The following is a 12,979-nucleotide window of genomic DNA, read 5'->3' as shown; positions in this document are numbered from 1 at the left end:
AACTTTAGAAAAGAGGGATTCTGATGCCGTTTTTAGGAAGTGTATATCAAATATTTGGATTGTATCCAGAACTTTATTATGGAATGATTTCAGCTGAGATAGAAGAAGAAGCTCAGAAAGAGAATCTTGAAAATAGTAGTGCAGAAGCTGAAGTGAAAGAATAAAAAAAGTGCAGATGAAAATCTGCACTTTTTTATTCGCTTAAAAAGGTTACATAACTTCAAATGAATTATTATTTAAAGATAGTATTTTGATTAAAGGTATGGTGATTTTATTTGAATTCTATGTAATGAAAATTGTATAAAAATCAGTGAGGGAAAATGAATATGAACATGAAAACAGAAAAAAAACAATGTTTTCGAGAAAATAATTATGTTTAAAAATAACATTTGATACATAATTAACCGTCTTTGTTTAATTAATTATATTGTTGACAATATAATTAATTGTATGATAAATTCAATCAGCATTCTTAGAGATGTATTTTCGCAATAATTATTTTTAAAATTTACTATGAGTTAAAAAGATTGATTTTTCTGTTTTTAAGATTGCTAAGTCTATAAGAGAAAAGGAGTAAATTGTGTATAATTTTATTTTCTAAACAGAACAGTAATAAAGATTGTAATTAGTAAGAGATAAACTTGCAAAAGAGGTTTCAATGAATGAGTCTTTTAATAAAGAAAACAATGGATGAAGAAAAGAAAAAAGTATTGAATCAAACTTTAGGAGCGATTGATTTAACTCTTTTAGGAATTGGAGCGATTATTGGTACAGGGATTTTTGTATTAACTGGTATCGTAGCGGCGAAACATGCTGGTCCAGCGATTGTATTATCATTTATATTAGCGGCCATTGTATGTGCATGTGTAGCTTTCTGTTATGCTGAATTTGCATCTGCAGTTCCAGTTTCAGGAAGTGTATATTCGTATACATATATGACATTAGGTGAGATTTTTGCATTTATAGTTGGTTGGTGTGTGATGTTGGAGTACTTATTAGCAACTTCTGCGGTGGCAGCAGGATGGTCAGCTTATTTTCAGTCATTGCTACTAGGGTTTAATATTCACATCCCTACAATCTTTGCATCAGCACCTGGCATGGGGAAGGGTGGAATTATTGATTTACCAGCAGTTCTGATTATTTTAGTTGTAACATTTTTATTAAGCCGTGGTGCAAAAGAAAGTGCCCGAATTAATAATATAATGGTTATTATTAAACTGGCTGTTATTGTAGGATTTATTATTGTAGGGACACAATATGTAAAACCAGAAAATTGGCAACCATTTCTGCCGTTTGGTTTTCACGGTGTGGTAGGAGGAGCAGCCACTGTATTCTTTGCTTTTTTAGGATTTGATGCAGTTGCAACAGCTGCAGAGGAAGTGAAGCGTCCACAGCGTAACGTACCGATTGGGCTACTTGTTTCTTTATTCATTTGTACCGTTCTATATGTAGGAGTTTCATTCGTGTTGACTGGAATGGTTCCGTTTACGGAGTTGAATGTTGCTGATCCAGTTGCATATGCGTTGCGCACTGTAGGAGAAGATAGAATTGCTGGCTTGTTATCGGTGGGGGCAATAGCGGGGCTAACGACAGTTCTGTTAGTAGCTATGTTTGCATTTGTTCGTGTATCTTACTCGATGAGTCGAGATGGGTTATTACCAAAAAGACTTTCCAGTGTTCATAAACGTTTACAAACGCCATTTTTTAATACATGGGTTACAGGCATACTAGCAGCTTTATTAGCGGGATTAGTGGATTTGAACTTATTGGCTAATTTAGTGAATATGGGAACGATAACAGCATTTGTTTTTGTATCTATAGCTGTCATTGTACTAAGGAAGACACATCCTAATATGAAAAGACCATTCCGTGCGCCCCTAGTACCTTTTTTACCTATCGTTTCAATAGTAAGTTGTATATATTTAGCTTTGAACCTTTCTAAGCTTACTTTAATTAGTTTTGTGGCATGGATTATAATCGGTGTTTTTATATATTTTATATACGCAAAAAAACATAGTAATGTTAGAAACGGAAATAGAGTATAGTCTGTTGAATTAATACTTGTCATGTAAATGAAAGCACGCTATCTGTTCTTTATACTTATAAGAACAGATAGCGTGTATTTTTTATTTAATAATCCCACTTTCTAAAATTTTGATAGTCGGTGTTACTTTTGCACTAGCTTTGGAAAAGGAATTAGGCCAATCGTCTTCAACCTTCTTCCATTCTTTATATTGAAAAGCCCTCGCATAATCACCAAATCCGAATGGATCCAGTTGCTGTTTTTGAATTTTGTGAATTAATTCGTTTAAATCTTTGTTTAGTTGTTTTGCGATAAGTGAAGTTAATTTCTTTTTATCTTTATCTAAATCCATATTGAATGTAATCTCAGATATAGCAATTTTTAAATTCATTTTAATATTAAATTTGAAACGGTTATCGCTATAGCCTGAACGAATGTTACGATTCATGCTAAGAACATTTATAGTTACGAAATCGTTGCCTTCTGTATCTTTTAAATTACTATTACTTTCAACTCGAGTAGAAGGGATCTTCATTGTAAGAGAAACTGGTGTATTAGCCTTCTTTTGTAATAGAAGAAGAAGTGCGCTTTCATAAAGATTTAATGACATTTTATAAATTCCACGAGAAGTTAGTAGTGCAGAACCAGTAACGATAACATCTTTTTTACCTTTTTTTATTTCTGAAATAGCAGGTGTTATACCTTTATTAAACGTTTGCCTGTGAAATTCATGAAATGTCGTAAAAACGGTCCGATTGTACAGTTTGTTCGTATTAATTAAATCAGTTAAGTACTCAGGAAGAGCAGGCTTATCTTTAAAGTTATTATATATAACAGAGGAAATGGGACCATTTACTGCAACCAAACGCATATTTCCAGTGTTTTTAGGGTCGCGATACCAAACATCAAGGTAAGGCATAGCACCTTCTTGTTTTAAAAAATTATTGCTAAATAAAATGAGCTGTAACTTTTCTGTAGAAACTAGACCGTTGCTTGAACTATTAAACGTTGCTTTTGCTTCTCGAGGGGTATATACTTTCGCTACATGGGTTTCGTATTTTTTCTCTACATCTTCATTAAAAATAGGGTTTACATGGTACACAATTAATTTACCTTTTGCTTTTGCGTCAAACCCGTAAATTAATGAAATCGATTGTTTTTCTAAGTCGAGCCGATCGCCACAGCCTGTTAAAAAGATTATGAGAAAGCAAAGTATAGTGAAATGAATAAAGCGTCTCATTTAAATTTGTCTCCTTTTCCAATACTGATAAAGTGTCATGTATAAGAGAAATACGACTGGGAATAGAAAAACGATAAAATAACTTGTAGTTCCCCAAAATTCCCGTAAGGCACTTATTTGATAAGAGGAAGGAGTATAAAGGAATAAAACGAAAACACACCCGAATAATAAAAACCAAACAGGCAATGAATTGCTTTTTTTGTTAAGTAATTGATTGATTCCATCTGAAGCAGTGAAAATATAAGGAATGCAAGAATCAAAAATAATAAAGAGATAAAATGACAAAAAGATAATTTCAAAGCGCTCAAGAAATGAAAAGTGAAATGGTGTAACAAGAGAAAGAATGGGCCATAAAAACTTTGTAATACCATCTGGGCTAAAATAAACAAAAGAGACGAAAGTGACTTGAAGATAAACAAATAGTGTAATTAGATTTGCAAGAACAATTCCTTTCTTTGCAGATGATTTGTTATTAAGGTAAGGATAAAGGACAAATGCAAACTCAAATCCGAGAAACGCAATAATAGTTGATTTTACTGTGTGTAAAACTGGCATCCAACCTTCCTTAAGAAGAGGAAGAAGGTAAATCCAATGACTATCTTTAAGAGGGATAAATAATAGCAATGGCATCCACAAAGTAAATAGAACAGTAAAAACAGCGTAGCGACTTATAATGAGAACACCTTTACATGCTAGCATAACCATTGGAATAGAAAGCAAAATCATAATTAAAAACATTGGAGATCTAGGTAAAATCCAAATATGAATGACATATAAGAGGGAGAATATTAAAGAAACAGCGGCAAGTACAGCATATAAAATCCAAAGAAGCATCGCGACTTTTCCCAGCCAGTTCCCTAAATAACGTGTTAATACATCAAGTAAAGAATAACCAGGATGTTTCGCCATAATTTGTATAATGCAAAGACTTACACAAGTCGTTATAGCCTATCCAATAATAATTGACATCCAGCCATCGGTATTCGCTCCTTGTGCAACTTCACGAGGAAGCGTGAGGACGCCGAATCCAACTTGAACACCACTAATTGTTAGAATGTATTGAAATAAAGTGATCTCCCTCTTTGCACGATTTGTCACTTATTTTCCTTCCTTTCTTTCACGTCTCGTTGTCGGTTTTCTTGTTTTAAGTTAAGAGAGAGCGGTCGTTTTTTCATTACTTTCCATGGTAAACGTATAAGAATGTCTTTTAAATCCGAAGCAAATGACGGAGAAAAAGGACTACCATATGGTACACCAAGTGATTCCATAGAAAGAATATGGATGATGATAACTGCCATCCCAACCATAATGCCAATGACACCAAATAAAGAAGCAATTAGCATCATTGGGAATCGAAGTAGCCGAATCCCTGCAGACATTTCCATGTTAGGGATGATGAAAGAAGCGACTGCAGTAATGGATACGACGATAACCATAACGTTACTTACAATTCCTGCTTGCACTGCAGCCTGTCCAATTACAATTCCTCCTACGACGCCGATCGTTTGTCCAACGGGACCCGGAAGCCGAACCGCAGCTTCACGGAGCATTTCAAGTACTAATTCCATCAAAAGTGCTTCTAATATAGGTGGAAAAGGAATTTTAGCACGAGACTCGCCGATTGTTAACAATAATTTAAGCGGAATCACTTCATAATGAAAGGAAATCATAGCAATATAAAGAGCAGGAGCAAAAATTGCAATAAATAATCCTGTGAAACGAAGGAGACGTATAAAAGATGGAATCATTGGCCTGAAGCTGTAATCATCTATTGTTTGAAAAAAAGCTGAAAAGGTCATAGGTCCAATTAATACGCCGGGTGAGCGATCTACAACAACAGCGATTCGCCCATTCAAAATGTGATGGGCCGTCGTATCAGGACGTTCGGTTATTGATAATTGTGGAAAGAGCGTGTATGAATTATCTTCAACAAAACCTTCTAATTCACCGGTAGTAAGAATAGCATCCACTTTTATTGATTCAATGCGGCATGTCATTTCTTGTATGACATCTTCGTTTGCGATGTCTGCTAGGTAAAGTAAAAAAACTTTAGCACTTGCTCGCTCGCCAACGGTGAATTCCTTCACCTTTAATTCGCGATTTGGGATATATCGGCGAATAAGAGCGAGACTGTCGCTCGCTACTTCATTAAATCCTTCATGTGAGCTTTTTATTGATGTCTCTGTTGTAGGTTCTTCAATGCTTCTTTTTGGTGCCGCTTGCGTATCTAGTTCTAAAGCTGATAGTTGCCCATCTATAAATAAAATACTTTTACCATGTAAAAGGGATTGTTCAATGTCTGTCCACTTCTGAACCTTTTTTATATTTCCGATAGAAACGGAAGATTCCCAAAAATCGTCCTCATTCCACTCTTTAAATAAAAGAGGACGAAGAATATCTACATTAATAACAGTTTTATCTACAAGTCCTTCCATATATATAAGAGCAGCCTCTTGGCCGTTTTTTAACGGAAAAGTACGTGTAATTAATTCTGGAATACCACTAAATAACTTGGACAAGTGTTTTAAATTAAGTGGAAGAGAAGAAGAAATAGGTTTATGTAATGTATGATCAGCTTGCTTTTGTGCAGAAAAAGATTTTTCACCGCGTATCCATTTGTTAAAAGACCCCATTTGTTCACTTTCTCCTTGTTATGTTTTATCCCGAATTAACGGGCTGCCCGTAAAAGCCCGATTGGTTAAGGCTGATTAAAGTTTCACTTTATATGGGTTATTATGGATAGTTGCATGCAGACATATGCGTAGTTTAAATTACATATTGTATATTTTTAACTTTAACGTTATAATAATAGTGTTAAAGATGGAATCGTGATATGACCTGTTATGAATCTATCGTTTTATTTATGAATAAATGGATTGGTATTTTAGCAAGATGTGCTAATACACTACTCCACCATGATGATAACGTGCCCAAAATGTGGTGCGTATATTTTCGTGGTGGAGTTTTTTTATTCTCAAAAAGGGGGAAAGACCATGAATGACAACATGGTTCATATTACAATTGACGGAAAAAAGTATACAGCGGAGCCCGGTTCAACGATATTAGGCATCATTAATGACAACGGGATTGAACATCCGCAAATTTGTTATGTACCAGAAGTAGACCCTATTCAAACGTGTGACACTTGTATTGTAGAAGTTGATGGAAAGTTGATGAGATCTTGTTCGACAGTGGCGACGGAAGGTATGAACATTGAACTCGGTTCTGGTCGTGCGAAAGAAGCACAAACAGAGGCGATGGATCGATTATTAGAAAACCATTTATTATATTGTACGGTATGTGACAACAATAATGGGAACTGTAAACTGCATAATACTGCAGAATTAATGGAGATTGAACATCAAAAATATCCTTACGAACCAAAAGTAGATGTAAGTGAAGTTGATATGACTCATCCGTTTTATCGCTACGACCCTAATCAATGTATCGCATGTGGTCAATGTGTAGAGGTGTGCCAAAACTTACAAGTAAATGAAACGATATCTATCGACTGGGAAGCCGAGCGTCCTCGTGTTATTTGGGATAATGGTGTAGATATCAATGATTCTTCATGCGTGAGCTGTGGGCAATGTGTAACGATTTGTCCTTGTAATGCTTTAATGGAGAAATCAATGCTTGGTGAAGCTGGATTTATGACGGGATTAAAGCCGGATATTCTTGAACCGATGGTAGATTTAATTAAAGAAGTTGAGCCTGGATATAGCGGTATTTTTGCGGTATCAGAAGTGGAAGCGGCCATGCGTGAGACTCGTACGAAGAAAACGAAAACAGTATGTACATTTTGCGGTGTCGGTTGTTCATTTGAAGTGTGGACGAAAGGGCGTAAAATCCTTAAAGTACAACCAACTTCAGATGCGCCAGTTAACGCAATTTCAACTTGTGTAAAAGGGAAATTTGGTTGGGACTTCGTAAATTCTAAAGAACGAATTACGAAACCATTAATTCGTAAAAATGGAACGTTTGTTGAATCTACATGGGAAGAAGCACTGAATGTAGTTGCAAATAAATTAGGCGCTATTAAAGAAGAGTACGGCAAAGGTTCTATCGGATTTATCTCTTCCTCTAAAATTACGAATGAAGACAATTATGTCATTCAAAAATTAGCTCGGCAAGTATTTGGAACGAATAATATTGATAATTGCTCACGTTATTGCCAATCACCAGCAACGGATGGTTTATTCCGTACAATTGGTATGGGCGGTGATGCAGGAACGATTAAAGATATTGCGCAATCTGGTCTTGTTATTATTGTAGGATGTAATCCGACAGAAGGTCATCCTGTTTTAGCTACACGTATTAAACGGGCCCATAAATTACACGGACAAAAGTTAATTGTAGCGGATCTTCGTAAAACAGAAATGGCAGAGCGATCAGATGTCTTTATTAGTCCAAAACAAGGAACAGACCAAGTATGGTTAATGGCTGTTGCGAAATATATGATTGATCAAGGTTGGCATGATCAGGAGTTTATTAATGAAAATGTAAACTTCTTTGAAGATTTTAAAGAGAGCTTAAAAGAATATACACTTGAATATGCAGAAGAAGTAACAGGTATTTCAACAGAAACACTTATCCAAATGGCTGAAATGATTCGTGATGCAGATGGTACATGTATCCTTTGGGGTATGGGGGTAACGCAAAATACAGGTGGTTCTGATACTTCCGCTGCAATTTCAAACTTACTTCTTGCAACAGGGAATTATCGTCGTTCAGGTGCAGGTGCCTACCCACTCCGAGGTCATAATAACGTACAAGGTGCTTGTGATATGGGAACTTTACCAGGATGGCTTCCTGGATATCAGCACGTTACGAACGATATGGAACGTACGAAATTTGAAATGGCTTACGGAGTGGAAATTGATAGTGAACCAGGTCTTAATAATATTGAAATGCTTCACGCAATTGAAGAAGGAAAGATGAAAGCTATGTATCTTGTCGGAGAGGATATGGCTCTTGTAGACTCGAATGCAAATCATGTACATGAAGTGTTATCAAGCCTTGATTTCTTCGTTGTACAAGATGTTTTCCTTTCTAAAACTGCTCAATACGCAGATGTTGTATTACCGGCAGCACCATCTCTTGAGAAAGAAGGTACTTTCACAAATACAGAGAGACGTGTGCAAAGATTGTATCAAGTTCTTCCTACGCTTGGTGATGCGAAGCCAGACTGGTGGATCGTGCAGGAGATTGCGAATAAATTAGGTGCAAACTGGAATTATAGTCACCCAAGTGAAATTTTTGCTGAAATGGCAAGCTTATCACCGCTATTCTCACAAGCAAACTATGAAGTACTTGAAGGATGGAATAGTTTCCATTGGGGAAGTTTTGATGGAACGAATACACCGCTACTTTTCCAAGATGGATTTAATTTCCCAGATAAAAAAGCGCGTTTTGCGATTGCTGACTGGGTACGTCCAGCTGAATTCCCAGCGGAGTTCGACCTTCACATTAACAACGGTCGTATGTTAGAACATTTCCATGAAGGAAATATGACAAATAAATCAACAGGTATTCAAACGAAAGTACCTGGCGTTTTTGTTGAAGTTTCTCCAGAACTTGCAAAAGAACGTGGCGTGAAAACAGGTTCATTAGTGCGCCTTGTTTCTCCTTTTGGAGCACTAAAATTACGGGCACTTGTAACGGATCGTGTAAAAGCGAATGAGTTATATGTACCGATGAACTCTACAGATAATGAATCGGCAATTAATTTCTTAACAGGCCCTGCTGTTGACGTACGTACGAATACACCTGCTTATAAACAGACGAAAGTGCGCATGGAAGTGTTAGAAGTTAATGGCGAAAATCCGATGCCAAAAGCGAACCCGCGTAATAAAAAACGTCATCCTCAAGCTGGTATTGAGGTAGATCGTAAGTGGGCACGTCCAGGGTATGTACATTTAACGGATAAGTAGGGAGGAGAAAAAATATGGCTGCACCTATTAAAACGATTCAAAAACATGAATTAACTGAGGAAGAAATAAAACAGCAAAAGTTAGAGGATTTAAAGGAGCTTCTAGCTAATAATGAAGAAGCTTTAAATCAAATGTTTCATATTGTCGGGGAATTAAATGATATTGGCATGCTAGAAGCAGCAAATTCTATACTGAAAGCGAAAGAACCAATCGCAAAGATCGTTCTCGGTCAAGTAACTCGTAAACCTGTTACAAATTTAATTAATAATATGATGGGTGCTGCAGGTGCTTTAACAGAACTTGACCCAGAACTTACGAAAAAACTTATAGGTAGTTTATTAGTAGGACTGGAAGAAGGTAATGAGCATCTAGAAAGTAATAAAAAAGTGGGGATATTCGATCTTATGAAAGTATTAAAAGATCCAGATATTAACCGTGCTATCGGGTTTGGTCTTCATTTCCTAAAAGGTATGGGTAAAGGATTAAAAGACGAATAAACTTCATGAAGTTAACCTTTTCGTCCAAATATTTGTACGAAATAGTTTGGGCGAAAAGATCATTTTGGTAAAATATATAATAAAGTAAAATGAGGCTTTTAGGAGGTATGATTTTATGACGAAAAAGGTACATGAATTTAATGATATGATACGAAAACTCCGAAAGGAACTATTCGGAAAAGGACCAGAACGAATTCATACTGTATTTGCTGAAAATATGGCGATTGCAACACTGTATGGGAACTTAACACCTACTGAGAAATTCATTTCAAGTACGATGGATGGCGCGGAAATGGTTCATATGGCTAGAACGAAAATGATTCAAGAAGTTTACGCTGCGAATTCTCGTGAACATTTGGAGGAACTTGTTGGAGCGAAATTAGTGAACTTATTTTCAGATATGAAAGTAGAAGAAGATATTGCTGTTTCGGTATTTGTTTTTGATAAAAATATAACGTGAGAGAAGGATGCTGATCGTGAAACCGATACAGGTAGAAAGAGAAGTTTTCCGTTATGAACAAGGGGTGTTTAAGCATATAGAGGACAGCATTGTAACAGAGTTTCCAGTCACAATTAAAATGAACGGACAGGAGTTTGTTACAATGGTTAGTACTCCAGAATATATAGAAGATATGGTAATAGGCTTCTTAGCATCTGAAGGAATTATTCGGAAGTATGAAGATATTGATGACATATGGGTACAGGAGAAAGAAGGATTTGTACACGTGACGACAACAAAAATAAACCCGTATTACGAACAAATGCAAAATAAACGTTATATTACTTCGTGCTGTGGTATGAGTAGGCAAGGGTTTGTTTTTGCAAATGATGCACTAAGCGTAAAGAAAATGAATGGTGTCCATGTAAAGGTTGCTGTCGAAGATTGTTTTCGTTTAATGAATGAAATGCAGCAATCTGCGGATACATTTCGACATACTGGCGGAGTGCATAACGCAGCTTTATGTGATGTAAATGGTATTATTTTAGGTCGAATGGATATTGGTAGGCATAATGCGCTAGATAAAATTTACGGTTATTGTTTAAAAAATAATATTTCTATAAAAGATAAAATCATTGTTTTTAGTGGTCGTATTTCTTCAGAAATATTATTGAAAGTTGCAAAAATCGGCTGTGAAATTATATTGTCAAAATCAGCGCCAACTGAATTAGCTTTGCAGTTAGCGGAAGAGCTAGGGATTACTACGATAGGGTTTATTCGTAATCAGTCTTTAAATATATATACGCATCCAGAACGTGTTTTAAATATAAAAAAAGTAAAAGTGAGGCAAGGAAGATGAAATCAATTACATTAGACAAATTGCATCGTCCGTTAAAGGATTTACGTATTTCAGTTACTGATCGCTGTAATTTTCGCTGTCGATATTGTATGCCAGAAGAAATATTTGGTCCTGATTATTCGTTTTTGTCTAATGATAAAATTTTATCTTTTGATGAGATTGAAAGGATAACACGTATTTTCGTTTCTTTAGGTGTGAGAAAGTTACGGATTACAGGCGGAGAGCCGTTACTTCGAAGAGGGCTTCCAGAGCTTATTGAGCGGCTTAATAAAATAGATGGTGTGGAGGATATCGGTTTAACAACAAATGGATCGTTACTTAAAAAGTTTGCACCTGATTTATATAAAGCGGGGTTATCACGTGTGACAGTTAGTCTGGATTCCTTAGAAGAAGAGCGCTTTTTCTATTTAAATGGTAATAGAAGCAAAGTGCAAAGGGTTCTTGAGGGTATACAGGCTGCGGCTGAAGTTGGTATGAAAATTAAAATAAACATGGTCGTTCAAAAGGGGAAAAACGAACAGGACATCTTGCAGATGGCGCAATACTTTAAGGAAAATAAGCATATTCTTCGTTTTATTGAGTATATGGACGTTGGAAATTATAACGGTTGGGAGTTAGGTGAAGTTATTTCCAAACAAGAAATAGTAAATACAATTCGTGAGGTTATGCCGTTAGAACGGATAGAAGCAAATTATCCAGGTGAAGTAGCTACTAGGTACCGTTATATAGGCAGTGATGAGGAAATAGGTATTATTTCATCTGTAACTGATTCTTTCTGCTCATCATGTACGAGAGCTCGCATTTCTGCGGAAGGAAAATTGTATACTTGTTTATTTGCTTCTAAAGGAAATGATTTGAGAGCATTGCTTCGATCGGGGGATACGGATGAGGAAATTACAGCTGTAATTCACGACATTTGGAATAATCGAGAAAATCGATATTCAGACGAACGCTTAAGTCATACTAATAAGAAAACAATGCCTAAAATTGAAATGTCACATATCGGTGGTTAATATATAAGGCTGACATAATAGTGGAAAATGGAAAGTGTGCAAGAGATGTGGACTTTCTATTTCATAGTAAAAGTGATGATTGATCTCTCTGTAAAAGATGTGCAGAGACATTAAGCAGCATTCAAAAACCTTTATTTTGAGGAGGTTTTTTGAAGCTGCTTTTTTATTTGGAGAAAATGGAGGAATTGGTAATGGCATTTCATAAACCGGAACAAATTGCTGAACTCGTAATCGAGGCCGGTGTTCAAAAAGTAAGCCAGACGCTGCCAGCAATGCTTATTCTCGGTTTTTTAGGAGGAGCATTTATATCATTAGGATTTTTACTTAACATTCGAGTTTTAGGTAATTTGCCGGAGCATTGGGGAAGTTTAGTGAATGTTTTAGGAGGAGCAGTGTTTCCTATTGGGCTTATGCTCGTAGTGTTAGCAGGAGGAGAATTGATTACAGGAAATATGATGTCACTGTCTATGGCGCTTTATGCAAAGAAAATTACATTGATAAGTGTACTGAATAATTGGGCTTGGATTACTGTAATGAACTTTGTTGGTGCAATTTTCGTTGCGTATTGCTTTGGACATCTTGGCGGATTAACAGAGGGAGATTATTTAAATAAAACGTTAGCGATAGCGGAAGGGAAGTTACACGAATCGTTTGGGAGAACTTTAATTTTGGCGATTGGTTGTAATTGGCTCGTTTGTCTTGCGCTTTGGCTCGCTTACGGGACGAGTGATTTTGTCGGAAAGATAATTGGGATTTGGATTCCAATTATGGCATTTGTAGTGATTGGATTTCAACAAGTAGTAGCAAATATGTTTGTCATATCAGCGGTTATTTTTGCAGGTCATCTGACGTGGCTGGACCTTGCTAAAAACTTTGTTCCTGTTTTTATCGGAAATGTCATTGGAGGAGCTGGATTTGTAGGGTTTGCTTACTTTGCTTGTTATCAAAAACAAGACCCTAATGTGAAATAGATTT

10 protein-coding genes and 1 pseudogene are annotated in these 12,979 nt (G+C 36.1%); 8 read left to right on the top strand and 3 right to left on the bottom strand.

The window, feature by feature from the left end; all coding sequences use genetic code 11:
• The first annotated feature begins 23 nt into the window (after nucleotides 1-23).
• Together JDS81_RS10645 and JDS81_RS10640 are read left to right on the top strand one after the other, a co-directional pair.
• A complete protein-coding gene (locus JDS81_RS10645; protein ID WP_001116188.1) occupies nucleotides 24-164 on the top strand; it encodes a hypothetical protein in 141 nt (46 codons plus the stop codon).
• Between the two features lie 498 nt (nucleotides 165-662).
• The gene (locus JDS81_RS10640; RefSeq protein ID WP_000054728.1) at nucleotides 663-2,045 is read left to right on the top strand and encodes an APC family permease; all 1,383 of its coding nucleotides are present in this window, start codon (nucleotides 663-665) and stop codon (nucleotides 2,043-2,045) included.
• A gap of 81 nt (nucleotides 2,046-2,126) precedes the next feature.
• Here JDS81_RS10640 and JDS81_RS10635 read toward each other — a convergent pair whose 3' ends face one another.
• The 3 genes and pseudogenes from JDS81_RS10635 to JDS81_RS10625 form a co-directional block, all read right to left on the bottom strand.
• Nucleotides 2,127-3,263: a Ger(x)C family spore germination protein gene (locus tag JDS81_RS10635; RefSeq protein WP_097953659.1), complete on the bottom strand. Its 1,137-nt coding sequence runs from the start codon at nucleotides 3,261-3,263 to the stop codon at nucleotides 2,127-2,129.
• A pseudogene (locus JDS81_RS10630) lies at nucleotides 3,264-4,361 on the bottom strand (endospore germination permease).
• Nucleotides 4,358-5,896 carry a spore germination protein gene (locus tag JDS81_RS10625; protein ID WP_097953658.1) on the bottom strand — a complete coding sequence of 513 codons (1,539 nt, stop codon included), beginning with the start codon at nucleotides 5,894-5,896 and terminating at the stop codon, nucleotides 4,358-4,360. Before JDS81_RS10625 ends, JDS81_RS10630 begins: the two are co-directional and overlap by 4 nt.
• Before the next feature lie 360 nt (nucleotides 5,897-6,256).
• Here JDS81_RS10625 and fdhF point away from each other — a divergent pair, with 360 nt between their 5' ends.
• The 6 genes from fdhF (at nucleotide 6,257) to JDS81_RS10595 (ending at nucleotide 12,975) form a co-directional block, all read left to right on the top strand.
• The gene (fdhF, locus tag JDS81_RS10620) at nucleotides 6,257-9,196 is read left to right on the top strand and encodes a formate dehydrogenase subunit alpha (RefSeq protein ID WP_097953657.1); all 2,940 of its coding nucleotides are present in this window, start codon (nucleotides 6,257-6,259) and stop codon (nucleotides 9,194-9,196) included.
• A 14-nt stretch (nucleotides 9,197-9,210) separates the two neighbouring features.
• Entirely contained in the window at nucleotides 9,211-9,693 is a 483-nt protein-coding gene (locus JDS81_RS10615) for a helical membrane plugin domain-containing protein (RefSeq protein ID WP_097953656.1), read from the top strand.
• A 115-nt stretch (nucleotides 9,694-9,808) separates the two neighbouring features.
• Nucleotides 9,809-10,153 carry a Na-translocating system protein MpsC family protein gene (locus JDS81_RS10610; RefSeq protein WP_000163331.1) on the top strand — a complete coding sequence of 115 codons (345 nt, stop codon included), beginning with the start codon at nucleotides 9,809-9,811 and terminating at the stop codon, nucleotides 10,151-10,153.
• 16 nt (nucleotides 10,154-10,169) lie between these two features.
• Nucleotides 10,170-10,991, top strand: a complete 822-nt coding sequence (fdhD, locus tag JDS81_RS10605) for a formate dehydrogenase accessory sulfurtransferase FdhD (protein ID WP_097953655.1) — start codon at nucleotides 10,170-10,172, stop codon at nucleotides 10,989-10,991.
• Nucleotides 10,988-12,004 (top strand): GTP 3',8-cyclase MoaA, encoded by a 1,017-nt coding sequence (gene moaA, locus JDS81_RS10600; protein ID WP_000836455.1) that lies wholly within the window; start codon nucleotides 10,988-10,990, stop codon nucleotides 12,002-12,004. Before fdhD ends, moaA begins: the two co-directional genes overlap by 4 nt.
• Nucleotides 12,005-12,195: 191 nt before the next feature.
• Entirely contained in the window at nucleotides 12,196-12,975 is a 780-nt protein-coding gene (locus JDS81_RS10595; RefSeq protein ID WP_097953654.1) for a formate channel, read from the top strand.
• Nucleotides 12,976-12,979: the final 4 nt, after the last annotated feature.

Origin of the sequence: Bacillus cereus group sp. N31 (assembly GCF_016483245.1) — a bacterium.
In the GTDB taxonomy this organism is placed as follows: domain Bacteria; phylum Bacillota; class Bacilli; order Bacillales; family Bacillaceae_G; genus Bacillus_A; species Bacillus_A toyonensis.
The sequence above is the reverse complement of the archived record's forward strand: the minus strand, read 5'-3'. Positions and strand labels throughout refer to the sequence as shown.

What these genes read in the sequence shown, in the direction of transcription:
- JDS81_RS10640 (WP_000054728.1), top strand. Translation starts at nt 663, where the DNA reads ATGAGTCTTTTAATAAAGAAAACAATGGATGAAGAAAAGAAAAAAGTA.
- moaA (WP_000836455.1), top strand. Translation starts at nt 10,988, where the DNA reads ATGAAATCAATTACATTAGACAAATTGCATCGTCCGTTAAAGGATTTA.
- fdhF (WP_097953657.1), top strand. Translation starts at nt 6,257, where the DNA reads ATGAATGACAACATGGTTCATATTACAATTGACGGAAAAAAGTATACA.
- JDS81_RS10595 (WP_097953654.1), top strand. Translation starts at nt 12,196, where the DNA reads ATGGCATTTCATAAACCGGAACAAATTGCTGAACTCGTAATCGAGGCC.
- JDS81_RS10635 (WP_097953659.1), bottom strand. Translation starts at nt 3,263, where the DNA reads ATGAGACGCTTTATTCATTTCACTATACTTTGCTTTCTCATAATCTTT.
- JDS81_RS10610 (WP_000163331.1), top strand. Translation starts at nt 9,809, where the DNA reads ATGACGAAAAAGGTACATGAATTTAATGATATGATACGAAAACTCCGA.
- JDS81_RS10625 (WP_097953658.1), bottom strand. Translation starts at nt 5,896, where the DNA reads ATGGGGTCTTTTAACAAATGGATACGCGGTGAAAAATCTTTTTCTGCA.
- JDS81_RS10645 (WP_001116188.1), top strand. Translation starts at nt 24, where the DNA reads ATGCCGTTTTTAGGAAGTGTATATCAAATATTTGGATTGTATCCAGAA.
- JDS81_RS10615 (WP_097953656.1), top strand. Translation starts at nt 9,211, where the DNA reads ATGGCTGCACCTATTAAAACGATTCAAAAACATGAATTAACTGAGGAA.